Raw genomic sequence first — 23,308 nt, 5'->3', positions numbered from 1 at the left:
GTGTCTTTACCGCCATCTTCTGCAATATCCAGAGACGACGGTTATTTTCCGTATGCGCAATTAGCGCTCTTACACTTTTAGTCACAACTGCATTGCATCAGTATCGCCTATGTCCTTGGCAATGAGACTTTACGGTTGATAGAGTTGCCCCACGTCATATTTAATCTGAAATATTTCGACATATTCAAGCCATCGAAGGTCTTTGAATTTCAAGCAATCAGTGTTGAGACACTCAGCCGGTTCAAGAGGCCTGCGCAGGTAAAAAGTTCGCCTCTGAATATATAGCCAAGAATAATCCCAATGATGCAGCTCGATTTTTATGGAACGCTTGTGGCCGCCTCCCTAGTGCTTTTGCTGGGGCGTGGACTAGTTACGCGTGTTGGTTTTCTACGTAACTACAATATCCCTGAACCCGTCGCCGGTGGCCTGTTGGTTGCACTGGCACTCCTGGTATTGCGAACCTTTGATATTGAAGTCCGCTTCGATACTTCATTACAGACGCCGTTGATGTTGGCTTTTTTTGCCACTATCGGCTTGAGTGCAGACTTCGCCAGCCTGAAGAAGGGCGGTCGGGTAGTGGGCGTTTTTCTGCTGGCAGTCGTCGGACTTCTGATAGTCCAGAATGCCATGGGCATCGGCCTGGCAAAAATGCTGGGACTCGATCCTTTGATGGGGCTGCTGACAGGCTCGATCACATTGTCGGGCGGGCACGGTACAGGCGCTGCGTGGGGGACGGTGTTCAGTGAGAAGTATGGTCTGGCTTCCGCTTCCGAGCTTGCGATTGCCTCTGCGACGTTTGGGCTGGTGTTGGGTGGCTTGATTGGTGGTCCGGTCGCTCGCCTGCTGATCAAGCGAGTTCAAGTACCCGGCTGCCACCCTCAGGAAACGCCACGGTTGCCAAAGGGGTTTGAGCAGCCGAACAAAGAGCGCTCGATTACGCCGTTTTCGTTTATCGAGTCACTCGCTCTGATTGCCGTCAGCTTATTAGCCGGCAATCTTCTGAATAGCTTGTTACAAGGCACAGCACTTGAGTTGCCGACATTCGTGTGCGTCCTGTTCGTCGGCGTAGTTTTACGCAATGGGCTTTCAGCGTTGGGCTTGTATCAGGTATTCGAACGTGAAGTCTCCGTGTTGGGGAATGTCAGCCTGTCGCTGTTTCTGGCGATTGCCTTGATGTCGCTCAAGCTCTGGGATCTGGCGGCACTGGCCTTGCCGATCTTCATCATTCTGGCGGCGCAAGCGTTGGTCATGGCGCTGTTTGCGATTTTCGTGACGTTCAGAGTCATGGGCAGTAACTACGATGCAGCGGTGTTGGCGGCCGGGCACTGTGGTTTTGGGCTGGGTGCCACCCCCACGGCTATCGCTAACATGCAGGCGGTGACGCAGCGTTACGGGCCTTCGCAGATAGCATTTCTGGTGGTGCCAATGGTGGGTGCTTTCTTCATCGACATCATTAATGTCATCGTGATCAAGTTGTACCTTGCGCTGCCGTTTTTTGCCGTTGCCTGAGGTTCGGGGCGTGTCTTCTGGTGTATAAAAAATGCCCGTATCTTGCGATACGGGCATTTTTTTATCTGCGATCGACGCTTAGATCGTCAGCGTCCAGTCGTAGTCCACAATCAACGGTGCATGCTGCGAGAACCGTGGCTGACGTGGCAGGCGCGCACTGCGAACAAAGCGGCGCAGGCCCGGAGTCAGCAGCTGATAGTCGAAACGCCAGCCCAGGTTGAGCATCTCAGCCTGTTCGTTGTCCGGCCACCAGCTGTACTGGTCGCCTTCACGGCTGACTTCACGCAGGGCGTCGACATACCCCATGTTGCCGACAATCTCGTCCATCCAGGCGCGTTCAGGTGCCAGGAAGCCCGGGGATTGCTGGCTGTCGCGCCAGTTCTTGATATCCAGCTTCTGTTGCGCCACGTACAGCGAGCCACAGTAAATGTACTCGCGACGTTTGCGTCGCTGTTTATCCAGATAACGGGCGAAGTCGTCCATTAGCTTGAACTTCTGGTTCAAGTCTTCATCGCCATTCTGCCCCGAAGGGAGCAGCAAGGTCGCGATGCTGACCTTGTCGAAATCGGCTTGCAGGTAACGCCCGTAGCGGTCGGCCGTCTCGAAGCCGAGACCGCTGATGACTGCCTTCGGTTGCAACCGCGAATACAAAGCCACGCCACCCTGGGCAGGAACTTCGGCTTCGCAGGCATAAAGGAAGTAGCCATCCAGTTGGAAGGCAGGATCGTCCAGTTCAAAGGCGGAGGCGCGGGTGTCCTGCAGGCAGATGACGTCGGCATTCTGTGCTTGCAGCCAACTGAGCAAACCTCGCTCCACTGCAGCCTGAATACCATTGACGTTCACACTGATGATCCGCATAAATGGCCCCAAAAATCGCGTGCGTGTATGATACACGGCGTCAACCTAATTAGCTAAATCCGTGGTATTTGGGGTTTTTTTCATGCAAGCGTATCAGCGCGATTTCATTCGTTTTGCCATCGATCGCGGCGTTTTGCGCTTCGGTGAGTTCACCCTGAAGTCCGGGCGCACCAGTCCTTACTTCTTCAATGCCGGCCTGTTTAACACGGGCTCGGCCCTTGCGCAGCTGGGTCGTTTCTACGCGGCAGCCATCGTCGAGAGCGGTATTTCGTTCGACGTACTGTTCGGCCCGGCCTACAAAGGCATTCCGTTGGCGGCGACCACGGCAGTGGCCCTGGCCGAACATCACGAGCGCGATCTGCCGTGGTGTTTCAACCGCAAAGAGGCCAAGGCTCATGGCGAAGGTGGCAGCCTGGTCGGCGCACCGCTGACCGGCGACGTGCTGATAATCGACGACGTGATCACTGCCGGCACCGCGATTCGTGAAGTGATGCAGATCATCGCCTCCCAGGACGGCGCCAAGGCCAAGGGCGTGCTGATCGCCCTGAACCGTCAGGAGCGAGGCAATGGTGAGTTGTCGGCGATCCAGGAAGTGGAGCGTGACTTCGGCATTCCGGTGATTAGCATCGTTTCGCTGAACCAGGTGCTGGAATTCCTGGCCGACGATCCGCAGCTCAAGCAGCATTTGCCAGCTGTAGAAGCCTACCGCGCTCAATTCGGCGTGTAATGAGAAGGCCCTGTGAAAACAGGGCCTTTTTGTCAGTGCTGGTATTAAAGGCGCTGTTACTCCCGTAGGTCCAAGGCACGCAATAGGGCGTCAATTTGTCCGAAAGCGTCTTGTTGCCACTGATCCGGTGTGCGATCTCCCAGGATTTGGCTGTCTTCGACGAATCGTCTTACTGATGTCGGGCCGTAGCCCTCGGCGATATCAAACTTTTCGCAAATGAACTGAAAACCCTGTTCGCCACTTCCCGTCTCAAGTACGGTTCGACACTCTTCTGCAAGCGCTTCTATGCCTCCGGGATAATTACGAACGCAATAGTAGATGTCGTACGCGTCTTTCTGTTTATGCCTTCCATTCAGGGCATATCCCTTCATCGCAAGCAGTGCGGGGATTGAGCACAGAGCGACCTCGACACGATTTTTGCCGCCCGTAGGCATGGGGCCTTCAACAGCAACCATCTGATAGAAACGCATAGCCAAGTCGGCGCCGTCGGCACGTTGAACTGCAAAGTCGTTGAGAATGGGGGGCTTGTTCTGGATGATTTCAGCGTCGCGCGGCATTAAGAAATCCACGATCACATCTATTGCAGCTCCACCATCCTGCACGGGAACCTGGCGAACGAGTTGGAATCGCCGAAGTTCTCCTCTTTGCTCGTACCCATTGCCCATCAGTGCTTCGATCAATGTTGCGTACTCGCCATCACCGAGAGCTTCTGCGTCCAGGCTCAAATCGACATCAAGGGTACCAACGTGTTGCATGTCGTCATTCGCAAGCAGAAGCCACGGCACCGCACCACCGATCACTGCAAACTTGCCTCTGAAGGAACCTAGAATTTGACCCATTTCGATTAATACTGCTTTCACGGCAGTCGTCGTTCTGTCGTCATAATCTGAAGCGGATTGAGGCTCTTGAGGTACTAGCGGGGCCATGTCAATTTTTCCTGTCGTAGATACTCGGCGGCTTCCTTTCCGCGCTCTCCTGCAACCGATAGATCCAAATAGGTTTGAACTGGACTGGTGCATTTGGCGCCTGGCGCTGCTTCAACGGTATCCAATAGAAGTCCTTCGTCCTTGGGTAAAGTGATCACTACGTTTTCTCCCTTTGATGCGGGAGTCAACTGTAATGCTTTGACCAATTTCTCTAGACCTTGAATGTCCGCATAAAAGTAATTCGTGCTGACACGAGCATAGGGAGCAAGCCATTGGGCGGCAGAAAATGAGGAAAAAAGCGCGTTTCCGTTGCTACTTTCTCCGATAGCGTTCCGCGCCGCAGTTTCCAATGCGCTGCCGTGTAAGGGGGTATAGAATTTTTTACGTTCCCCTGACGGAGGTTCGTATGTTTCGACCCATGCATCCAAAAGGGCTTGAGGATCAGATAGACATACACCCTCGTTTGTTGCTCTTGCCCATTCTCGATTCAGTAGTGCGGTGCGGACATTGCTGACTTGACCCAGACTCGCTCCGGCCGCTTCGGAGAGTTCCATTACCCGCCAGGATCGGTCCGGTTCCCGAAGCATCATACGAATGATCTGAGCTGATTTTGGTTTGAAGAGAGACTTCAGCTCCCTGTTCTCCGAGGGCGGCTTGTCAGCAACTTGGTGGTCAATGAATATGCCATCGAATGAAATCCAGGCATTGCCCTCCAGATCCAGGTATCCCACTCCTTTTTCCCGACACGCTTGTCTGGTAACGGGTGAAAGATAAGGTGCGACCACGATAGGCGTAGCCTCGGTGTTCCGCTCGTTCACGTAGTCGCGAAGCTGAAGTATGGCTGCGTTTATGAATCTGGGCTGGCCACTTGCTTTCACTTCGCAGACCAAAGAGTGCGATTTTCCTGATGTGTTTACCTCGACAATGAAGTCGGGAGTCCAGGCTTGTGAAAGCGGGACGGATTTCAGGCTTTTAATCTTGAGGATCGGTATTTTACTCAGGAGGTTTCGCAGTGCGTCTCTTGAGTGCATTTCGAGCTCTTTCATTGATTCGCCCTTTTTCAACGAATGCTGAAAATATCCATTTTGGTGAAAACTGTCGAGTGTTTTCACCCAATATGATGATTTCAACGAATGTTGAAAGTGGGGTAAATATTGAAATTTGAAAAACGGTCGTGCTGCTGCCCCCATGATTCTCACAGCAGCTGGAAGGTTGACGTAAACCAGCGCCATGAAGGCGCCGGTCGGAGTGAATTATTTGGAAGGCTTGTTTGGATACGGATCTACGACCGCGTCACCTTGGCCTGTGAGGATATTCCAGCCATTGAGGGTGTGAGTGCTTGGTTTGAAGTCCGGGCACGGCGGAAGCGAAGTTTTCGACTGATTGGTGTATTCGCGTCCGCAGTCTGCGCACTCATAAGTGCCTGCGGATACATCGCTGCCGTAGGGAACGTGGTCTTTTTGCATGGGGAAGATCTCCAGTGGATTCACGGAAGATCCTAAGCGGACGGATGCTGGCAGGATGTCGGACGTTTCGCTGAGTCAGGTCAGACGTTTCCTGCGCGCATAAAAAAGATCGCAGAGTTCGTCGGCTCCTACAGAAAAATCGTACATCCGTAGGTGCCGGCGAAGGCTGCGATCTTTTGCCGTGTTTGAATCAGGGACGCTTGCGATTGCTGATCAAAGTACCGACACCGGTATCGGTGAAGATTTCGAGCAAAATCGCATTGGGCACCCGACCATCAATGATCAACGAGCTGCCCACACCGCCCTGAACCGCTTCCAGCGCGCAACGGATCTTCGGCAGCATGCCGCCGTAGATGGTGCCGTCAGCGATCAGCTCGTCGACCTGCTGGGTGGTCAGGCCGGTCAGGACCGTGCCTTGCTTGTCCATCAGGCCGGCGATGTTGGTCAGCAGCATCAGCTTTTCAGCTTTCAGTGCTTCGGCCACTTTACCGGCCACCAGGTCAGCGTTGATGTTGTACGACTCACCGTTGGCACCGACGCCGATTGGCGCGATCACCGGAATGAAGTCGCCTTTGACCAGCAGGTTCAGCAGGTCGGTGTTGATGCCGACCACTTCGCCCACGTGGCCAATGTCGATGATTTCCGGGGTCGTCATCTCGGGCGTCTGGCGGGTCACGGTGAGCTTCTTCGCACGAATCAGCTCGGCGTCTTTGCCGGTCAGGCCGATGGCGCTGCCGCCGTGACGGTTGATCAGGTTGACGATGTCCTTGTTGACCTGGCCGCCTAGGACCATTTCCACCACGTCCATGGTCGCGGCGTCAGTGACGCGCATACCATCGACAAAGTGGCTCTCGATCGAAAGACGCTTGAGCAGGTCGCCGATTTGCGGGCCGCCGCCGTGAACGACCACCGGGTTGATGCCCACGGCTTTCATCAGCACGATGTCGCGGGCGAAGCCGGTTTTCAGCTCCTCGCTTTCCATCGCGTTGCCGCCGTATTTGATCACCAGCGTCTTGCCGACGTAGCGGCGAATGTAAGGCAGCGCTTCGGACAGGACCTTGGCGGTGTTGGCGGCGGCTTCGCGTTCGAGGGTCATTCAGGGCTCCAGCACTTCAAAATAAAGTGCGCATCGATAAATCAAAACGGTAATTGGAGATCAGGTGCAACACGTTTCAGCTGGGTGTGGAACACGTCCTTGATGCGCTGCAATTCAGCCTCATCATCGGCCTCGAAACGCAGCACCAGCACCGGCGTGGTGTTGGACGCGCGCACCAGGCCCCAGCCTTTGGCGTAATCGACTCGCACGCCATCGATGGTGGTCAGGTCAGCGCCTTCGCCCCACTTCGCATCGTGCAGTGCATCAATGATGCTGAATTTGCTCTCTTCGGTCACATGGATATTGATTTCAGGCGTAGAAATATCGTTCGGGAAGGTGGCAAACAGCTCTTCCGCGGTGGATTTTTCCTTGCTGAGGATCTCCAGCAGCCGTGCGGCGCTGTAAATGCCGTCGTCGAAACCGAACCAGCGTTCCTTGAAGAAGATGTGCCCGCTCATTTCGCCGGCCAGCAGTGCGCCGGATTGTTTCATTTTCTTTTTGATCAACGAGTGACCGGTCTTCCACATTAGCGGCCGACCGCCATATTCCTTGATCAGCGGAACAAGGCGGCGGGTGCATTTGACGTCGAAGATGATTTCCGCCTCCGGGTTGCGCGCGAGCACGTCGCGGGCGAACAGCATCAGCAGACGGTCCGGGTAGACGATGCTTCCGGTATTGGTCACGACGCCAACGCGGTCACCGTCGCCGTCGAAGGCCAGACCGAGGTCGGCGTTGGTTTCCTTGACCTTGGCGATCAGGTCCACGAGGTTTTCAGGCTTGCCCGGGTCCGGGTGGTGGTTCGGGAAGTTGCCGTCGACATCGCAGAACAGCGGAATGACTTCGCAGTTCAGCGCTTCGATCAGTTGAGGAGCGATCACGCCGGCCGCGCCGTTGCCGCAGTCGACCACGACTTTCAGGCGGCGGGCCAGCTTGATGTCCTGGACGATTTCGGTGTTGTAGCGGTCGAGGATCTCGACTTTGGTCACGCTGCCCTTGCCGCTGCTCAGGTTGTGGGTCTTGAGGCGCTCGTGCAGGGCCTGGATCTGTTCGTTGGCCAAGGTGTCGCCAGCGATGACGATCTTGAAGCCGTTGTAATTCGACGGGTTGTGGCTGCCGGTGAGCATCACGCCCGATTTACCGGCCAGTACGTTGGCGGCGTAGTACAGCGCCGGCGTAGGCACCAGGCCGACGTCGCTGACGTGGCAGCCGGCATCGGCCAGGCCTTTGATCAGTTGCTCGACCAGTTCCGGGCCGGACAGGCGGCCGTCCCGACCCACCGAAACGTTCGGTTCGTCCTGAGACAGGCTCTGGGCGCCGATGGCGCGGCCGAGCCAGTAAGCGGTTTCAGCGTTCAAGAACTCCGGGACGGTGCCGCGAATGTCGTAGGCGCGAAAGATACTGTCAGGGAACTTGGGGGCGACTTGGGCGGGGGTGTTCATCTGTAGGAATGCTCCATCTCGAAAGTGGCTGTACCTGCCTGCGACAAACGCATCGGCCGGCTCAAACTGAAGGGTATGACGGCGTTTTCCACGGAGAGTTCGTGGTGTGTAAAGGCCATGCCAGCTGCGTTTGCGGGGTAATGACCGGTCAATGCCTTGATTTTGGGGGGTAAACCTTCCAGATGAACGTTGTGCAAATTGTGGCGAGGAGGCTTGCTTGCGCTTGGGTGCGCGGCACTCACAAAATCTTGGGGCCGCTTCGCAGCCCAACGGGGGCAAGCCCCCTCGCCACAGGGTTCTCCGTCGGATCAATGGCTGCCGGAATGTCCGAAACCGCCCGTGCCGCGCTGGGTTTCGACGAACTCTTCGACCATCTCGAAATGCGCTTGAACCACGGGCACCAGCACCAATTGGGCCAGACGCTCGCCAACGACCATGGTGAATTCGGTCTGGCCGCGGTTCCAGCAGGACACCATCAGCGGGCCCTGGTAATCGGAGTCGATCAAGCCGACCAGGTTGCCCAGCACGATGCCGTGCTTATGGCCCAGGCCTGAGCGCGGCAGTATCAGTGCCGCCAGGCCCGGATCGCCAATATAGACCGACAGGCCGGTCGGGATCAGCACGGTTTCACCCGGCTTGATCACGATGTCTTTTTCCAGCATGGCGCGCAGGTCGAGGCCGGCGGAGCCTGGGGTGGCGTATTGCGGCAGCGGGAATTCGGTACCGATGCGAGGGTCGAGGATCTTGGCTTGCAAAGCGTGCATGTAAATTAAACCTGGTTCAGACGTTCGGCGATAAAAGTGATCAGCTGGCGAGCAATCTTGCTCTTGCTGGTCTGGGCGAAAAGTGTGGCGTGAAGCTCGCGGTCGATCACGCTGCAGGCGTTTTCTTCGCTGTTAAAGCCAATGCTCGGGTTGGCGACGTCGTTGGCGACGATCAAATCGAGGTTCTTGTCTTTCAACTTGCGTGCAGCGTAGTCGAGCAGGTGTTCGGTTTCAGCGGCGAAACCGACACTGAACGGACGGTCGGGACGCGTGGCGATGGTGGCCAGAATGTCTGGGTTGCGCACCATCTGTAGCAACAAGCCGTCGCCGTTCGTAGGGTCTTTCTTGAGTTTCTGTGGGGCGACGACTTCCGGGCGGTAGTCCGCGACCGCTGCCGAGGCGATGAACAGGTCGCAAGGGATCGCGGCTTCGCAGGCGGCGAGCATGTCGCGGGCACTGACCACGTCGATGCGCGTGACGCGATCCGGCGTTGGCAGGTGCACCGGGCCGGTGATCAAGGTCACGCGGGCGCCGGCTTCCACCGCGGCTTCGGCCAGGGCAAAGCCCATTTTCCCGGAGCTGTGATTGGTGATGTAGCGCACCGGGTCGATGTTTTCCTGGGTCGGGCCAGCGGTGATCAACACGTGTTTGCCGGTCAAGGCTTTGCGCTGGAAGCAGTCCGCCGCGCACTGGGCGAGTTCGACGGCTTCGAGCATGCGGCCCAGGCCGACGTCGCCACAGGCCTGGCTGCCTGAGGCCGGGCCGAAGGCTTTGATGTCGCGGCTTTCGAGGGTTTGCAGGTTGGCCTGGGTTGCCGGGTCGCGCCACATGGCCTGGTTCATCGCCGGAGCAACGGCCACCACGGCGTCGGTGGCGAGCACCAATGTGGTCAGCAGGTCGTCGGCAATGCCTTGGGCCAGGCGGGCGATCAGGTCCGCAGTGGCGGGGGCGATCAGTACCATGTCGGCCCACTTGGCCAGCTCGATGTGGCCCATGGCAGCTTCTGCCGCCGGGTCCAGCAGGTCGAGGTGGACCGGGTGGCCGGACAAGGCCTGCATGGTCAGCGGGGTGATGAACTCGCTGCCGCCACGGGTCATGACCACGCGCACTTCGGCGCCCTGGTCGATCAGGCGGCGAACCAGGTCGGCGCTCTTGTAGGCAGCAATGCCGCCGCCGACGCCCAGAACGATGCGTTTCCGATACAGCCGCTGCATAGGTCTGCCTTTCATTTCGTTGATGACAGCATGGCGAGGCCCCCTCCCCAGGGATGAAATCGCCAGCAAAAAAGATGGGCTACGATATCACAGCGACCGCTATGGAACAGCGGCGCCCACAGACAGGGAAGGTGCTATGAGTATTCGTGATTGGCCGGCGGCGGAGCGGCCGCGGGAGAAGCTGTTGGAGCAGGGTTCGGCGAAGCTGTCGGACGCCGAGTTGCTGGCGATTTTTCTACGAACCGGCGTATCGGGCAAAAGCGCGGTGGATCTGGCGCGACACCTGTTGAGTCAATTTGGCAGCCTGCGCAAACTGCTGGAGGCGGATTTGCGGACCTTCAGTGGTCATCTCGGGCTCGGCCCCGCGAAGTTCGCGCAATTGCAGGCCGTGCTGGAAATGGGGCGCCGGCATCTGGCCGAGCGTTTGCGTCACAGCTCGGTACTGGAGAATCCGCTGGCCGTACGTGAGTACCTCAAGTCGATGTTGCGTCATGAGCCGCATGAGGTGTTTGGCTGTCTGTTTCTGGATTCCAAGCATCGAGTACTGGCGTTCGAAGCGCTGTTTCGCGGCTCAATCGACACTACCAGCGTCTATCCGCGGCAAGTGGTCAAACGGGCTCTGGCGCACAATGCAGCGGCTCTGATCCTGTGCCACAACCACCCGTCGGGCAATCCTGACCCGAGCCAGGCTGATCGGCTGCTGACCAAACGCCTTCAAGAGGCTTTGGAATTAGTTGATGTGCGGGTGCTCGACCATTTCATCATCGGGGATGGCGATCCGCTGTCGATGGCTGAGTACGGGTGGATGTAGGGGGAGGCAGGACCAGCACCAAACTAATGTGGGAGCGGCGGAGCGACGATTCGACTTGCTCGCGAAGGCGTCGTGTCAGCCAATATCAATGCTGACTGACAGACCGCTTTCGCGAGCAAGCCCGCTCCCACAGGGTTTGTGGCAACCCTTTTACTTGAGGTTGACCTTGGAGTAATCCTGACGTCCGAACGGGCTCACCGAATACCCCTCGACATCCTTGCGCGTCAGCGCAAACGCCGTCGGGTGCGCCAGCGGTAGCCACAACGCCTGCTGCTGGATCTGCGCCTGCGCCTGCTCATAGAGCTTGGTACGCACGCCTTGCTCGCCAGTGGTCTTGCCGGCACTGATCAGCTTGTCCAGGTCCTGATTGCAATAACGGGCGAAGTTGGTGCCGGACTTGACCGCCGCGCAGGAAAACTGCGGCGTGAGGAAGTTGTCCGGGTCACCGTTGTCACCGGCCCAGCCCATAAACAGCAGGTCATGCTCGCCAGCCTTGGCACGACGGATCAGTTCGCCCCATTCGATCACCCGGATCTCGGCTTGAATGCCGATTTCCGCCAGGTCGGACTGCAGCAATTGAGCACCGAGGCTCGGGTTGGGGTTCAGCGTGCTTCCGGAAGGGCGGGTCCAGATGGTGGTCTTGAAACCGTCCTTGAGGCCTGCCTTGGCCATCAAGGCCTTGGCTTTCTCCGCGTCGTGTGGGTAGCCCGGCAGGCCTTTGGCATAGCTCCAGGTATTCGGCGGGTACGGGCCATTGGCCGGCTCGGCGGTGTCCTCGAACACGGCTTTGACGTAGTTGGCCTTGTCGAACGCAAGATTGATCGCCTGGCGCACTTCCGGCTTGTCCAGCGGCGGATGCTGGCTGTTAATGCCCACAAACGCGGTCATGAACGCGTCTGTTTTTTCGACTTTCAATGTCGGCTCTTTCAGCGCGGCTTGTACGTCCAGCGGTTTGGGCGACAGGGCGATCTGGCATTCATTGCGACGCAGTTTCTGCAAGCGCACGTTGGCATCCGGGGTGATCGCGAAGATCAGCGGGTCCACCGATGGCTTGCCGCGGAAGTAGTCCGGGTTGGCCTTGTAGCGAATCGAAGCGTCTTTCTGAAAGCGCGTGAACACGAACGGGCCGGTGCCAATGGGCTGGCTGTTGAGCTTCTCCGCAGCGCCGGCCTTCATCAGCTTGTCGGCGTACTCGGCGGAATAGATCGAGGCGAAGCCCATGCTCAGGGTGGCCAGAAATGTCGAGTCCGGGTGATCGAGGGTGAAACGCACGGTCAGCGGGTCGAGCGCGTCGATCTTCTTGATCAGCGTGGGCAATTGCATCGATTGCGCGTGCGGGAAGCCGCTCTGGGCAACTTTGTGCCACGGATGGGCCGGGTCGAGCATGCGCTCGAAGCTGAAAATCACGTCTTCGGCGGTCAGCTCGCGCGTGGGGCTGAAGTATTCAGTGCGGTGGAATTTCACGTCCGGACGCAGTTTGAACACGTATGTCAGGCCGTCGGGCGTGACTTCCCAGCTGTCCGCCAGGCTGGCGACCACTTTGCCGCTGGCCGTGTCGAAGTCCACCAGGCGGTTCATCAGCACGTCGGCCGAAGCGTTGGTGGTGGTCAGCGAGTTGTATTGCACCACGTCGAACCCTTCGGGGCTGGCCTCGGTGCAGACGCTGAGCGCCGCGGCATGGGCCAGGGGGCTCAGCAGGAGAGGGGCGAGCAACAACGGTAGGGCAGCGAGGCGCATGGTCGGATTCCTTTACAGATCGAAGGCCCATCTGCAAGTGCAGTCTGGAAAAGGCTTACCCTAGTGGGCTCTTTTGCAAATGACTATCCCCTTTTTCATTTTAAGGGGAGTATGTGCGACTGTTTTCAGTGCGCACTGGCTGAGAAGAACCCTGGATTGGCCGGCTGGCCGATTCTCTGCGACGAGCGGTCTTTCGCCACGATAGCCTTTATCCAAGGCGCTCGCGGCCCGAAAAACCGGGTTTTTATTTAGTCTGTGCACACGGAATGTTGTTGCTCTTCAGTCTTTCTGGTATAAAGCAGCGCTCTTTTCTAGGGGCCCGGTTCCTTCACTGTAGGTGTAGCCGGTAAGACCTCTAAAGAAACGCGGCGCCTGGCGCCAAATGACTGAGAGATTAAGCGGCCAACCCATGCCGGGTTGGGCATGTGGTTTTAGAGGGCTGAGGCATGTCGAGAGTATGTCAAGTTACCGGTAAGGGTCCGGTGACTGGGAATAACATTTCCCACGCAAACAACAAAACCCGTCGTCGTTTCCTGCCGAACCTGCAGCATCACCGCTTCTGGGTTGAAGAAGAGAAACGTTTCGTGCGTCTGCGCGTATCTGCCAAAGGCATGCGTATCATCGACAAGCGTGGCATCACTGTCGTGCTGGCCGAAATCCGCAAAGCCGGCAAGATCTAAGGGAGTTAATCATGCGTGAATTGATTCGTTTGATTTCGAGCGCCGGTACTGGTCACTTCTACACTACCGACAAGAACAAGCGTACTACTCCGGACAAAATCGAGATCAAGAAATTTGATCCGGTTGTTCGCAAGCACGTGATCTACAAAGAAGGCAAAATCAAGTAATTGATTTTTCTCTCTTACGAAAAAGGCCCGTATCGCGAGATACGGGCCTTTTTTGTTGCCTGGGTTTTGTGGTGCCTGTCAGGGCCCCTTCGCGAGCAAGCCCGCTCCCACATTTGATCTGCGTCGTTCACAAATCCAATGTGGGAGCGGGCTTGCTCGCGAAGGGGCCAGCCTAAACAGCAAAAAAACTTCAGGCCTTCTGCTCAAACGCCACATAAATCTTGCGGCACGGCTCCAGCACTTCCCAAGTGCCGCGGAACCCGGCGGGAATCACGAAGCGGTCACCCGCGCGCAGGGTCTTGCTGTTGCCGTCGTTGTCGCGCAGCACTGAAACCCCTTGAACGATTTCGCAGTACTCGTGTTCGGTGAAGTTCACTGTCCATTGCCCGACTTCGCCTTCCCAAACGCCAGCATTCAACTGCCCGCACGGGCTGTTGTAGTGGTTGTACACCGCTTGCTCGGGATCGCCCTTGAGGACTTTCGCCGGGTCCGGCCGATAGCGCTCGGGCGCGGTGGTGGCCTGGCTGAAGTCGACGACATCCTGGATATTCATTGTTGTAATTTCCCGTGATTGCCTGAAAAGTCCAAAGTCTATGTTTATTAAAATGAACATCGCAAGGCCGTTTGCCGGCCTTATGTCAAATATATTGAAACATGAGGGGTGGCTGGTTTAGGGTGGCGGTTGCCTTGGGCCGAAAAGCAGGCTGGCCGGGCAGAATTCCTGACAGCGCCCGCGAAGACCGCGCAGCGTTCGTATTCAATAAGAGGAGGACACTCGAATGACCACCCTGACTCGTGCCGACTGGGAACAGCGGGCTCGCGATCTGAAGATCGAAGGCCGCGCCTACATCAATGGCGAATACACCGACGCTGTCTCCGCCGAGACCTTCGAGTGCATCAGCCCGGTCGATGGCCGTCTGCTGGGCAAGATTGCCAGCTGTGACGCCGCCGACGCCCAGCGCGCTGTTGAAAACGCTCGCGCCACCTTCAATTCCGGCGCCTGGTCGCGCCTGGCGCCGGCCAAACGCAAAGCCACCATGATCCGTTTTGCCGGCCTGCTGAAGCAGAACGCTGAAGAGCTGGCACTGCTTGAAACCCTGGACATGGGCAAGCCGATCAGCGACTCCCTGTACATCGACGTTCCCGGCGCGGCGCAAGCCCTGAGCTGGAGCGGCGAAGCCATCGACAAGATCTACGACGAAGTCGCAGCCACCCCGCACGATCAACTGGGTCTCGTGACACGCGAACCCGTCGGCGTAGTCGGCGCGATCGTGCCGTGGAACTTCCCGCTGATGATGGCTTGCTGGAAACTCGGCCCGGCGCTGTCCACCGGTAACTCGGTGATCCTCAAGCCGTCCGAAAAATCCCCCCTGACCGCCATTCGCATCGCGGCACTGGCGGTTGAAGCCGGCATTCCGAAAGGCGTGCTGAACGTACTGCCCGGTTACGGTCACACCGTCGGCAAGGCCCTGGCCCTGCACAACGATGTCGATACGCTGGTGTTCACCGGTTCGACCAAGATCGCCAAGCAACTGCTGATCTACTCGGGCGAGTCGAACATGAAACGCGTCTGGCTCGAAGCCGGCGGCAAGAGCCCGAACATCGTGTTCGCCGATGCACCGAATCTGCAAGAAGCTGCAGAAGCCGCTGCCGGCGCCATCGCCTTCAACCAGGGCGAAGTGTGCACCGCCGGTTCGCGCCTGCTGGTCGAGCGTTCGATCAAGGATACATTCCTGCCGCTGGTGATCGAGGCCCTGAAAACCTGGAAGCCGGGCAACCCGCTGGACCCGGCGACTAACGTCGGCGCGCTGGTCGATACCCAGCAGATGAACACTGTGCTGTCCTACATTGAATCCGGTCATGCCGACGGTGCCAAACTGGTCGCCGGCGGCAAGCGTACGCTTCAGGAGACGGGCGGCACTTACGTTGAGCCAACGATTTTCGACGGCGTGAGTAACGCGATGAAAATCGCCCAGGAAGAAATCTTTGGCCCGGTGTTGTCGGTCATCGCTTTCGACACTGCCGAAGAAGCCGTTGCGATCGCCAACGACACGCCCTACGGCCTCGCCGCAGCGGTGTGGACCAAGGACATCTCCAAGGCTCACCTGACCGCCCGCGCACTGCGCGCTGGTAGCGTTTGGGTCAACCAATACGATGGCGGCGACATGACCGCGCCGTTCGGTGGTTTCAAGCAGTCGGGTAACGGTCGCGATAAATCGCTGCACGCGTTCGACAAGTACACCGAGCTGAAGGCGACCTGGATCAAGTTGTAAGTCGGTTTTCTTAACGACGTAGATCCCTTGTGGGAGCGGGCTTGCTCGCGAAGGCGCCGTAACAGCCAACGATGATGTTGGATGTGATGGCCTCTTCGCGAGCAAGCCCGCTCCCACATTTGTTTTGTGGTGAGCGGAAAAAATACTATCCACAGGAGCGTGGAACATGCGTTGGGCGACTTATTTCGCCGTGTTGGCGTCTGTCTTGAGTGTCGGCCTGGCCCTGGGCGTCAGCATGCCGCTGGTGTCGTTTCGCCTGGAAAGCTGGGGCTACGGCTCATTCGCCATCGGTGTAATGGCGGCGATGCCGGCCATTGGCGTGTTGCTGGGGGCGAAGATCTCCAGCCATCTGGCCGCGCGCCTGGGCACGGCGAACCTGATGCGTTTGTGCCTGTGGGCCGGGGCATTGTCCATCGCCTTGCTGGCGCTGATGCCGAGCTACCCGATCTGGTTGCTGCTGCGCCTGATGATCGGGGTGATCCTGACGCTGGTGTTTATCCTCGGTGAAAGCTGGATCAACCAGTTGGTGGTCGAACAGTGGCGCGGGCGGCTGGTGGCGTTGTATGGCTGCAGCTATGCCCTGAGTCAGCTCGCCGGCCCGGTGCTGCTGGGCGTTCTGGGCACGGAGCACGATTACGGATTTTGGGTCGGTGTCGGCTTGCTGACGACGGCACCGTTCCTGTTGCTGGGTCGCAGCGGCGCGCCCAGCAGTGAAGCGAGCAGCGTGACCTTCGGTGATTTGCTGATCTTTTGCCGTGGCCTGCCGGCGATTGCCTGGGCGGTGTCGCTGTTCGCCGCCTTCGAAGCGATGATCCTGACCTTGTTGCCGGTGTATTGCTTGCGCCAGGGTTTCACCACCGAAATCGCCTTGGCGATGGTCAGTACCGTGGTGGTCGGTGATGCGTTGCTGCAATTGCCGATTGGCGCGCTGGCGGATCGCCTGTCACGGCGCACGTTGTTCACGGGCTGTGCGGTGGTGTTGCTGCTGTCGAGCCTGGCGATACCGTTGTTGATCGACACGTTGCTGATCTGGCCGTTGTGGGTGCTGTTTGGCGCCAGTGCGGGTGGCCTGTTTACCTTGTCACTGATCCTGATCGGCGAGCGTTATCGCGACGATGCGCTGGTGCGTGCCAATGCCCATATCGCGCAGCTGTGGGGGATTGGCTGCCTGGTCGGACCGTTGGCGGCGGGGGCGGGTAGCCAGTGGATCAGTGGGCATGCGTTGCCGTTGTTGATGGCGGCCGGTGCATTTGGCCTGGTGATTCTACTGATGCGCCAGGGTGCGTTCGGCACGGTGCAAACAGCTTGATTGTGAACCCAAACCTGTGGCGAGGGAGCTTGCTCCCGCTCGGCTGCGCAGCAGTCGCAAATCGGCCACTGCGCTCCTGTAGGTAAACGGCGGCGCCCGATTTCAGGGGCGCTTCGCGCCCCAGCGGGAGCAAGCTCCCTCGCCACAGTTCATTGCCAGACCTCAAATTTACAACATCCGCTCCAGGCCGACGGTGGTGCTCATCCACGCATTAAACCGCCGCCACCAGCTCCCCGGTTCTTTGGTCAGGGTATGCAGCTTGCCGTCGTCTTCAGTGACCCAAACCACATTGCCATCCTGCAGTTTCGCCTCATAACTCAGCGGTGGCGCCATGCCCTGCATGGCCAGGTCGCGCACATGTGCCGCCAGCTCGGGGCTGTCCACCAGCACCCCGACTTCGGTGTTCCACAGCACCGAGCGCGGATCGAAATTGAACGAGCCGACGAAGGATTTCTGCTGGTCGAAGACCATTGCCTTACTGTGCAGGCTGGAGTCGGAGCCTTGGTAAGCGGGGCGTCCAAAGAAGTGTGGCCCACTGCCGCCGCTTCCCCCTTCACCCGGTTGGCGCCGCAGCTCGAACAATTTCACGCCGTGTTCCAGCAGTGCCTTGCGATAGGGCGCATAGCCGCCATGCACGGCCGGCACGTCCGTGGCCTCCAGCGAGTTGGTCAGCAAACTCACCGACACCCCGGCATCGGCGCGACCGGTCAGGTACACCAGGCCGGGCTGGCCGGGCACGAAGTACGCCGAGATCATGATCAGCTCTTTGCTGACGCCCTTCAGTTCGGGCGCCAGTTGCGTCGTCAGCAACAAGTGTGGGTCCGGCTCGCCGTCGGCCAGCACCTTGCTCGGGGCATCCCACAGCGCCTGGTTCCAGGCCCAGATCAACTCTCGACGCCAGATGTCCAGGCGCGGGTGCGTCTTGAACGTCATGAGTTGTTGATACAGCGCGTGATTCTGTTTGCGCGTGTCATCCAGCGATTCTTCCAGGCGGGTCCGGGTGTTTTCCAGGTCCTTGGCCGTCGGTTTGCTGGACAGGAATTGTTCGATCGGTCTGCTCAGTGCGCTGTTCCAGTACTGATCGAAACTGTGTCCAAGCTGTTCCGCCACCGGGCCGACGCCGAGCATGTCGATGTCGGTGAAGTTCAGATTGGGCTCGGCATCGAAATACTCATCGCCCAGATTGCGCCCACCCACGATTGCCATGCTGTTGTCCGCCAGCCACAACTTGTTGTGCATGCGCCGGTGTTGCAGCGACAGGTTGAACAGCCGGCCCATGGTGCGCGTGACGCCGGTACTGCGACCCAGGTGCAACGGGTTGAAGACGCGGATCTGAATGTTCGGGTGCGCGGCGAGGGTGGCGATGATCTGGTCCAGGCCATCGCTGGTGGTGTCGTCGAGCAGCACCCTGACGCGTACGCCGCGATCAGCCGCTTTCAGCAGTTCCTCCACGAGCATTCGCGTGCTGATGCCGTCATGCACGATGTAGTACTGCAAATCGAGGCTGCTTTGCGCGTTGCGGATCAGCTCGGCGCGGGCGGTGAAGGCTTCGGTGCTGTCGGACAGCAGGCGAAAACCCGACTGGCCTTGATGCGGCGCGGCCTGCGCCTGGACCGAACGGCCGAACGCCGAGTCACTGGCGGGCAGCGCCTGACTGGCCTGACGCTGAACGTCAACGCTGGCGCAGCCGCTGAGGAACGAGGCGAAGAGCAGAACAGCGAGCAGGTTTTGTCTGACTCTCACGTAGGATCGTTCCGATTGGCGGCGGGTGTCGGCATATGGACGCTGGTTTCCCGAGAAAAGTCAGTCAGTGATGCTGTCAGTTTCGGCTAACAGTTTGATCGCCAGGGCTCCGACCTTGCGCACCGCTTCTTCAATCTGCGGTGTTGGCTTGGCAGCGTAGTTCATGCGCAGGCAGTTGCGGTACTTGCCCGAGGCAGAAAAAATACTGCCCACGGCAATCTGTACGCCTTGATCATGCAGCGCACGATTCAGTTTCAGGGTGTCGAAGCTTTCCGGCAGCTCGACCCACAGCATGAAGCTGCCTTGCGGGCGACTGGCACGCGTGCCGGCCGGGAAGTAGCGCGTGACCCAGTCGATCATCACGTCGCGATTGCGCTGGTATTGCGTACGCATCCGCCGCAAATGCGGCTCGAAGTGCCCGGCCTTGAGAAACTCGGCAATCGCAATCTGCGGTTGTGGCGCGGTGGAGCCGGTGCTGATGTATTTCATGTGCAGCACCCGCTCCAGATATCGGCCGGGCGCGACCCAGCCGATGCGCAATCCGGGGGCCAGGGTCTTGGAAAACGAACTGCACAACAGCACGCGACCGTCCTCGTCGAAGGACTTGATCGTGCGCGGGCGTGGGTAGGTGTAGGCCAATTCGCCATACACATCGTCCTCGATGATCGCCACGTCAAAACGCTGTGCGAGCGTCAACAACGCGCGTTTGCGCGACTCTGGCATGATGTAGCCCAGCGGGTTGTTGCAGTTGGGGGTCAACTGTATGACTTTGATTGGCCACTGTTCCAGGGCCAGTTCCAGCGCATCGAGGCTGATGCCGGTGATTGGGTCGGTGGGAATTTCCAGTGCTTTCATGCCCAACCCCTTGAGGGTCTGCATGGCGCCGTGAAAGCTCGGCGAGTCCACGGCCACAATGTCCCCCGGCTCGCAGATGGCGCGGATGCTGGTGGACAGCGCTTCGTGGCACCCGGTCGTGACCACCAGATCGCTGGCGCTCAACTGGCTCCCGGAATCGAGCATCAGGCGCGCGATTTGTTCGCGCAATTCGAGGGTCCCGTGGATGTTGTCGTAATACAGACCGGGCATGTCCTGCCGACGGCTGATACGCGCGAGGTTGCGCAGCAGCGGTTTCATGGTCGGCGTGGTGATGTCCGGCATGCCGCGACCGAGTTGCACTACATCCTTGCGCGGTACCGCGCGAATCAATTCCAACACCTGATCCCACTGCGAAATATCCACCGGCCGCTGGGCCGGACGCCCAATGGCCGGCAACTCCGGCAGTTCACGACCCACCGGCACGAAGTAGCCGGACTTGGGTTTTGGCGTCGCCAGGCCATTGTCTTCCAGCACGCGATAGGCCTGCTGCACCGTGCTCAGGCTGACCCCGTGTTCAACACTCAGCGCCCGCACCGAGGGCAGCCGGTCACCGGGGCGATAGAAGCCCTGTTCGATACGCGTGCCGAGCAATTCGGCGAGGTTGACGTAAAGGGTCATGGTGCAGTCTCGGTGTGGGTGATTCGGGAAACCAATACAGATCGAGGTAAAAATCAGGATTCAGACACGGAAACGCAAAATCTGTATGGAATTAATACTTGCTCGTTGAATCTGTAATGCTTTTCGTCGTCCACGCATCATGAAAGCTCTGGCTATCCAAGTAAACAGGAGCAATCAAAATGAACGGCTTGAGCGATGTGCGGCTGACGTTACACAGTCAGGAACTGGTGAGAGGGCAGGAAAACGGTACGCGTGAGGCATTGATGCGCAACGCACCGTCCGGCCTGGGTCGCTGGGGTCTGTTCTGGCATCGTCTGCACACGCGCAAGGCGTTGCTGATGCTGACGCCGGAACAGCTCAGGGATGTGGGGCTGACGCGGGAGCAGGCGCGGGAGGAGGGGCTCAAGCCTTTCTGGAGGATCTGATTATTGTGGTGTTCTTTAAACCGATTCGCGAGCAAGCCCGCTCCCACATTTAATCGCATTCCCATGGGCGACTCGGTCAAATGTGGGAGCGGGCTTGCTCGCGAAGGCGTCCGAAAGAGCGACATCAACCCCTCAGACCAACTCTTTAAGCCGATGCCACAACATCCCAAACGCCAACAACGGCGAGCGCAAATGCTGGCCACCCGGGAAGGTGATATGCGGCACCTTCGCAAACAGATCAAACCCGCCACTGTGCTGCCCGCTGATCGCTTCAGCCAATAACTTGCCCGCCAGATGCGTGGCATTCACCCCATGGCCGGAATAGGCCTGGGCGTAATACACATTCGGCTGTTCCTTAAGCCGACCAATCTGCGGCAGCCGGTTGGCGCCGATGCCGATCATCCCGCCCCATTGATAATCGATCTTCACCGAACCCAGTTGCGGGAACACTTCCAGCATCTTCGGTCGCATGTACGCGGCGATGTCCTTCGGGTCGCGGCCTGAATAGTGGCAGGCGCCCCCAAACAGCAAGCGTCGGTCCGCCGAGAGTCGGTAGTAATCGAGTGCGACTCGTTGATCACAGACCGCCATGTTCTGCGGCAGCAGAGAATGGGCCAGTTCCTCGCTCAACGGTTCGGTGGCGATGATATAGCTGCCAGCCGGCAGCACTTTGCCGCTGAGTTCGGGGTTGAGTTGGTTGAGGTAGGCGTTGCAGCCCAGCACCAGCGTCTTTGCGCGGACCGAACCTTTGGCCGTGTGGATTTTAATTTCGAGGCCGTAGTCGATGCGGGTGACCGCCGATTGTTCAAACAGCACCGCCCCCATTTCCTCGGCCGCCGCCGCTTCGCCCAGCGCCAGGTTCAGCGGATGCAGGTGCCCCGAGCCCATGTCGATCAGGCCGCCGACGTAACGCTCGGAACCCACCACCGAGTGCATTTCATTGGCCTGCAGCAGTCGCGTTTCATAACGATAACCGAGGCTGCGCAGCTCTTCGGCATCTTCGGCGAAGCCTTCGAGATCGCGGGGTTTGTTGGCCAGGTCGCAGTAACCCCAGGTTAGGTCGCAAGGAATCTGAAAACGCGCGACGCGCTGGCGGACGATTTCCACCGCCTCCAGGCCCATGAGTTTCATCTGGCGCACGCCGTCGGTGCCGATCACGTTGGCGAATTGATCAAGGCCATGACCGACGCCGCGAATCAATTGCCCGCCGTTGCGCCCGCTGGCGCCCCAACCTATTTTGCGGGCTTCGAGCAGAATCACACTCAAGCCACGTTCCGCCAGTTCCAGCGCAGTGTTCAGCCCGGAAAATCCGCCACCGACCACGCACACATCCGCCACCAGATCCCCCCGGAGCACCGGATAATCGGGCTGCGGCAGGCTGCTGGCGGCGTAATAAGAGGCGATGTGCTGGTGACCTGGAGCGGATGGCTGAGCACCGGCGTTCATGGGCGAGTTCCCGATTCTGGCGTCTGTAAAATTGGACGGAGGATAAGCCGGACCTTCTGGCACGGGCAACATTGGTCGGCTGCTGCTGTATGGATCGGCGCCTTTGCTGCAGAATCGCGCTCTATTTCGCTTTTGGTCACTGCTTTAATGAGCTGCAACAACCAAAAAATCCGCACGCTTCGACAGCAGATCCCCTCGTTCGAGTGCGTGCCCGGCTGCCATGACTGCTGTGGGCCGGTGACCACCTCGCCGGAAGAAATGTCGCGCCTGCCGCGCAAGACCCGCGCTGAGCAGGATGCGGCGATGGATGAGCTCAATTGCGTGCACCTGGGGCCGAACGGCTGCACGGTGTATGACGAGCGCCCGCTGATTTGCCGGTTGTTTGGCACCACCAAAACCTTGCCATGCCCGAATGGGCGCGGGCCGGTGGAGTTGATTCATCCGCGGGTGGAGAAGCAGATTCATGAGTACATGGCTTCTACCCGGCAGGTGTTGGTCTAGGTAGACCGAGGCGCCTGCATTCGCGAGCAAGCCCGCTCGCACATTTAACCGCGTGCTTCCTGCAAGAATGCGATCAAAAGTGGGAGCGGGCTTGCTCGCGAAGGGGCCAGATCAGGCACCACAAACCCTCAATCCGGAATCGGCAAACACAAGCTCTCTTTCACCTCTTCCATCACGATATAGCTCTTGGACTCACGCACATGCGGCAGCTTGAGCAGGATGTCCCCCAGCAGCTTGCGGTACGAGGCCATCTCGGAGATCCGCGCCTTCACCAGGTAGTCGAAATCCCCTGACACCAAGTGGCATTCCAGCACATGGGGCAGTTTCAACACCGCGCGGCGGAACTCTTCGAAAGTATCGCCGGATTTGTAGTCAAGGCTGATCTCGACGAACACCAGCAGACTACCCTTCAAGTGCTGCGGATTGAGCCGGGCGTTGTAGCCCATGATGATCCCTTCCCGCTCCAGGCGCCGCACCCGCTCAGTGCAAGGCGTGGTGGAGAGCCCGACCTTTTCCCCCAGTTCCGTGAATGAGATGCGTCCGTCCGCTTGCAGGATCCGCAAAATGTTGCGGTCGATCTTGTCCAGCTCTCGTTTGGTCTGAGTGTTGGTACGCATAGGGGATGCGCCTCCGTGAAAAGGGTTTTTGCCGAGAATTGTCGCCAAATATAGCTGCTTATATAGTGAAAAACACTGGCAAATCTTTTTTACACTGCGCACATCA

General features: G+C 58.6%; 22 protein-coding genes and 1 pseudogene. 9 read left to right on the top strand and 14 right to left on the bottom strand.

Annotated features, from left to right (window positions below; genetic code table 11):
• Positions 1-300: 300 nt before the first annotated feature.
• Positions 301-1,509 (top strand): sodium/glutamate symporter, encoded by a 1,209-nt coding sequence (gene gltS / locus EAH78_RS01905; protein WP_140664776.1) that lies wholly within the window; start codon positions 301-303, stop codon positions 1,507-1,509.
• A gap of 78 nt (positions 1,510-1,587) precedes the next feature.
• Here the strand turns inward: gltS and EAH78_RS01900 are convergent, their stop codons facing one another.
• Complete coding sequence (locus EAH78_RS01900; RefSeq protein ID WP_007934608.1) at positions 1,588-2,367, bottom strand: exodeoxyribonuclease III; 780 nt, start codon at positions 2,365-2,367, stop codon at positions 1,588-1,590.
• A gap of 82 nt (positions 2,368-2,449) precedes the next feature.
• On the opposite strand from EAH78_RS01900, the gene pyrE reads away from it, so the two are divergent.
• Complete coding sequence (gene pyrE, locus EAH78_RS01895) at positions 2,450-3,094, top strand: orotate phosphoribosyltransferase (RefSeq protein WP_007943124.1); 645 nt, start codon at positions 2,450-2,452, stop codon at positions 3,092-3,094.
• 56 nt (positions 3,095-3,150) lie between these two features.
• Here pyrE and EAH78_RS01890 read toward each other — a convergent pair whose 3' ends face one another.
• From EAH78_RS01890 to coaBC, 7 genes and pseudogenes are all read right to left on the bottom strand, one after another.
• Positions 3,151-4,020 (bottom strand): hypothetical protein, encoded by an 870-nt coding sequence (locus EAH78_RS01890; protein WP_140664773.1) that lies wholly within the window; start codon positions 4,018-4,020, stop codon positions 3,151-3,153.
• The gene (locus EAH78_RS01885) at positions 4,008-5,252 is read right to left on the bottom strand and encodes a type IV toxin-antitoxin system AbiEi family antitoxin (RefSeq protein ID WP_140664770.1); all 1,245 of its coding nucleotides are present in this window, start codon (positions 5,250-5,252) and stop codon (positions 4,008-4,010) included. The genes EAH78_RS01890 and EAH78_RS01885 overlap by 13 nt, the downstream gene beginning before the upstream one ends.
• A 21-nt stretch (positions 5,253-5,273) precedes the next feature.
• Positions 5,274-5,486, bottom strand: a complete 213-nt coding sequence (locus tag EAH78_RS01880; protein ID WP_140664767.1) for a hypothetical protein — start codon at positions 5,484-5,486, stop codon at positions 5,274-5,276.
• A gap of 190 nt (positions 5,487-5,676) precedes the next feature.
• Positions 5,677-6,582, bottom strand: a complete 906-nt coding sequence (gene argB, locus EAH78_RS01875; protein WP_123436382.1) for an acetylglutamate kinase — start codon at positions 6,580-6,582, stop codon at positions 5,677-5,679.
• A 41-nt stretch (positions 6,583-6,623) separates the two neighbouring features.
• Positions 6,624-8,000, bottom strand: a pseudogene (locus EAH78_RS01870) (phosphomannomutase/phosphoglucomutase); the annotation flags it as partial.
• A 329-nt stretch (positions 8,001-8,329) separates the two neighbouring features.
• Positions 8,330-8,785: a dUTP diphosphatase gene (gene dut, locus EAH78_RS01860; protein ID WP_027926354.1), complete on the bottom strand. Its 456-nt coding sequence runs from the start codon at positions 8,783-8,785 to the stop codon at positions 8,330-8,332.
• Between the two features lie 5 nt (positions 8,786-8,790).
• Positions 8,791-9,999: a bifunctional phosphopantothenoylcysteine decarboxylase/phosphopantothenate--cysteine ligase CoaBC gene (gene coaBC, locus EAH78_RS01855; protein ID WP_027926355.1), complete on the bottom strand. Its 1,209-nt coding sequence runs from the start codon at positions 9,997-9,999 to the stop codon at positions 8,791-8,793.
• Between the two features lie 136 nt (positions 10,000-10,135).
• Here coaBC and radC point away from each other — a divergent pair, with 136 nt between their 5' ends.
• Positions 10,136-10,810, top strand: coding sequence for a RadC family protein (gene radC / locus EAH78_RS01850; RefSeq protein WP_140664762.1), 675 nt, complete (start codon positions 10,136-10,138; stop codon positions 10,808-10,810).
• A 150-nt stretch (positions 10,811-10,960) separates the two neighbouring features.
• On the opposite strand, the gene EAH78_RS01840 is transcribed toward radC, so the two are convergent.
• Positions 10,961-12,547, bottom strand: a complete 1,587-nt coding sequence (locus EAH78_RS01840) for an ABC transporter substrate-binding protein (protein ID WP_140664760.1) — start codon at positions 12,545-12,547, stop codon at positions 10,961-10,963.
• A 446-nt stretch (positions 12,548-12,993) separates the two neighbouring features.
• On the opposite strand from EAH78_RS01840, the gene rpmB reads away from it, so the two are divergent.
• Together rpmB and rpmG are read left to right on the top strand one after the other, a co-directional pair.
• Complete coding sequence (gene rpmB, locus EAH78_RS01835) at positions 12,994-13,227, top strand: 50S ribosomal protein L28 (protein WP_007894701.1); 234 nt, start codon at positions 12,994-12,996, stop codon at positions 13,225-13,227.
• A gap of 11 nt (positions 13,228-13,238) precedes the next feature.
• On the top strand, positions 13,239-13,394 hold the full coding sequence (rpmG, locus tag EAH78_RS01830) for a 50S ribosomal protein L33 (protein WP_007894709.1): 156 nt from the start codon (positions 13,239-13,241) through the stop codon (positions 13,392-13,394).
• A 190-nt stretch (positions 13,395-13,584) separates the two neighbouring features.
• Here rpmG and EAH78_RS01825 read toward each other — a convergent pair whose 3' ends face one another.
• On the bottom strand, positions 13,585-13,947 hold the full coding sequence (locus EAH78_RS01825) for a cupin domain-containing protein (protein WP_027926358.1): 363 nt from the start codon (positions 13,945-13,947) through the stop codon (positions 13,585-13,587).
• 226 nt (positions 13,948-14,173) lie between these two features.
• Between EAH78_RS01825 and EAH78_RS01820 the strand changes: the two genes are divergently transcribed.
• Both EAH78_RS01820 and EAH78_RS01815 read left to right on the top strand, forming a co-directional pair.
• Entirely contained in the window at positions 14,174-15,667 is a 1,494-nt protein-coding gene (locus EAH78_RS01820; protein WP_140664759.1) for an aldehyde dehydrogenase, read from the top strand.
• A gap of 166 nt (positions 15,668-15,833) precedes the next feature.
• Entirely contained in the window at positions 15,834-16,976 is a 1,143-nt protein-coding gene (locus tag EAH78_RS01815) for an MFS transporter (RefSeq protein WP_140664756.1), read from the top strand.
• A gap of 168 nt (positions 16,977-17,144) precedes the next feature.
• Here the strand turns inward: EAH78_RS01815 and EAH78_RS01805 are convergent, their stop codons facing one another.
• Both EAH78_RS01805 and EAH78_RS01800 read right to left on the bottom strand, forming a co-directional pair.
• Entirely contained in the window at positions 17,145-18,719 is a 1,575-nt protein-coding gene (locus tag EAH78_RS01805) for a phospholipase D family protein (protein WP_140664752.1), read from the bottom strand.
• A 60-nt stretch (positions 18,720-18,779) separates the two neighbouring features.
• On the bottom strand, positions 18,780-20,213 hold the full coding sequence (locus tag EAH78_RS01800) for a PLP-dependent aminotransferase family protein (protein ID WP_140664750.1): 1,434 nt from the start codon (positions 20,211-20,213) through the stop codon (positions 18,780-18,782).
• A 179-nt stretch (positions 20,214-20,392) separates the two neighbouring features.
• Here EAH78_RS01800 and EAH78_RS01795 point away from each other — a divergent pair, with 179 nt between their 5' ends.
• Positions 20,393-20,638: a DUF1127 domain-containing protein gene (locus EAH78_RS01795; protein ID WP_140664747.1), complete on the top strand. Its 246-nt coding sequence runs from the start codon at positions 20,393-20,395 to the stop codon at positions 20,636-20,638.
• 132 nt (positions 20,639-20,770) lie between these two features.
• Here EAH78_RS01795 and EAH78_RS01790 read toward each other — a convergent pair whose 3' ends face one another.
• Entirely contained in the window at positions 20,771-22,084 is a 1,314-nt protein-coding gene (locus EAH78_RS01790) for an NAD(P)/FAD-dependent oxidoreductase (protein WP_140664745.1), read from the bottom strand.
• Positions 22,085-22,231: 147 nt separating this feature from the next.
• Between EAH78_RS01790 and EAH78_RS01785 the strand changes: the two genes are divergently transcribed.
• Positions 22,232-22,585, top strand: a complete 354-nt coding sequence (locus EAH78_RS01785) for a YkgJ family cysteine cluster protein (RefSeq protein ID WP_140664742.1) — start codon at positions 22,232-22,234, stop codon at positions 22,583-22,585.
• 128 nt (positions 22,586-22,713) lie between these two features.
• Here the strand turns inward: EAH78_RS01785 and EAH78_RS01780 are convergent, their stop codons facing one another.
• Positions 22,714-23,202 carry an Lrp/AsnC ligand binding domain-containing protein gene (locus tag EAH78_RS01780; protein WP_010465173.1) on the bottom strand — a complete coding sequence of 163 codons (489 nt, stop codon included), beginning with the start codon at positions 23,200-23,202 and terminating at the stop codon, positions 22,714-22,716.
• Positions 23,203-23,308 lie beyond the last annotated feature (106 nt).

Source organism: Pseudomonas arsenicoxydans, assembly GCF_006438915.1.
GTDB lineage: Bacteria > Pseudomonadota > Gammaproteobacteria > Pseudomonadales > Pseudomonadaceae > Aquipseudomonas > Aquipseudomonas arsenicoxydans_A.
The sequence above is the reverse complement of the archived record's forward strand: the minus strand, read 5'-3'. Positions and strand labels throughout refer to the sequence as shown.

Excerpts from the sequence above, each read along its gene's own strand:
- gltS (WP_140664776.1), top strand. The coding sequence starts at position 301 with ATGATGCAGCTCGATTTTTATGGAACGCTTGTGGCCGCCTCCCTAGTG.
- EAH78_RS01900 (WP_007934608.1), bottom strand. The coding sequence starts at position 2,367 with ATGCGGATCATCAGTGTGAACGTCAATGGTATTCAGGCTGCAGTGGAG.
- pyrE (WP_007943124.1), top strand. The coding sequence starts at position 2,450 with ATGCAAGCGTATCAGCGCGATTTCATTCGTTTTGCCATCGATCGCGGC.
- EAH78_RS01890 (WP_140664773.1), bottom strand. The coding sequence starts at position 4,020 with ATGGCCCCGCTAGTACCTCAAGAGCCTCAATCCGCTTCAGATTATGAC.
- EAH78_RS01885 (WP_140664770.1), bottom strand. The coding sequence starts at position 5,252 with ATGGCGCTGGTTTACGTCAACCTTCCAGCTGCTGTGAGAATCATGGGG.
- EAH78_RS01880 (WP_140664767.1), bottom strand. The coding sequence starts at position 5,486 with ATGCAAAAAGACCACGTTCCCTACGGCAGCGATGTATCCGCAGGCACT.
- argB (WP_123436382.1), bottom strand. The coding sequence starts at position 6,582 with ATGACCCTCGAACGCGAAGCCGCCGCCAACACCGCCAAGGTCCTGTCC.
- dut (WP_027926354.1), bottom strand. The coding sequence starts at position 8,785 with ATGCACGCTTTGCAAGCCAAGATCCTCGACCCTCGCATCGGTACCGAA.
- coaBC (WP_027926355.1), bottom strand. The coding sequence starts at position 9,999 with ATGCAGCGGCTGTATCGGAAACGCATCGTTCTGGGCGTCGGCGGCGGC.
- radC (WP_140664762.1), top strand. The coding sequence starts at position 10,136 with ATGAGTATTCGTGATTGGCCGGCGGCGGAGCGGCCGCGGGAGAAGCTG.
- EAH78_RS01840 (WP_140664760.1), bottom strand. The coding sequence starts at position 12,547 with ATGCGCCTCGCTGCCCTACCGTTGTTGCTCGCCCCTCTCCTGCTGAGC.
- rpmB (WP_007894701.1), top strand. The coding sequence starts at position 12,994 with ATGTCGAGAGTATGTCAAGTTACCGGTAAGGGTCCGGTGACTGGGAAT.
- rpmG (WP_007894709.1), top strand. The coding sequence starts at position 13,239 with ATGCGTGAATTGATTCGTTTGATTTCGAGCGCCGGTACTGGTCACTTC.
- EAH78_RS01825 (WP_027926358.1), bottom strand. The coding sequence starts at position 13,947 with ATGAATATCCAGGATGTCGTCGACTTCAGCCAGGCCACCACCGCGCCC.
- EAH78_RS01820 (WP_140664759.1), top strand. The coding sequence starts at position 14,174 with ATGACCACCCTGACTCGTGCCGACTGGGAACAGCGGGCTCGCGATCTG.
- EAH78_RS01815 (WP_140664756.1), top strand. The coding sequence starts at position 15,834 with ATGCGTTGGGCGACTTATTTCGCCGTGTTGGCGTCTGTCTTGAGTGTC.
- EAH78_RS01800 (WP_140664750.1), bottom strand. The coding sequence starts at position 20,213 with ATGACCCTTTACGTCAACCTCGCCGAATTGCTCGGCACGCGTATCGAA.
- EAH78_RS01795 (WP_140664747.1), top strand. The coding sequence starts at position 20,393 with ATGAACGGCTTGAGCGATGTGCGGCTGACGTTACACAGTCAGGAACTG.
- EAH78_RS01790 (WP_140664745.1), bottom strand. The coding sequence starts at position 22,084 with ATGAACGCCGGTGCTCAGCCATCCGCTCCAGGTCACCAGCACATCGCC.
- EAH78_RS01785 (WP_140664742.1), top strand. The coding sequence starts at position 22,232 with ATGAGCTGCAACAACCAAAAAATCCGCACGCTTCGACAGCAGATCCCC.
- EAH78_RS01780 (WP_010465173.1), bottom strand. The coding sequence starts at position 23,202 with ATGCGTACCAACACTCAGACCAAACGAGAGCTGGACAAGATCGACCGC.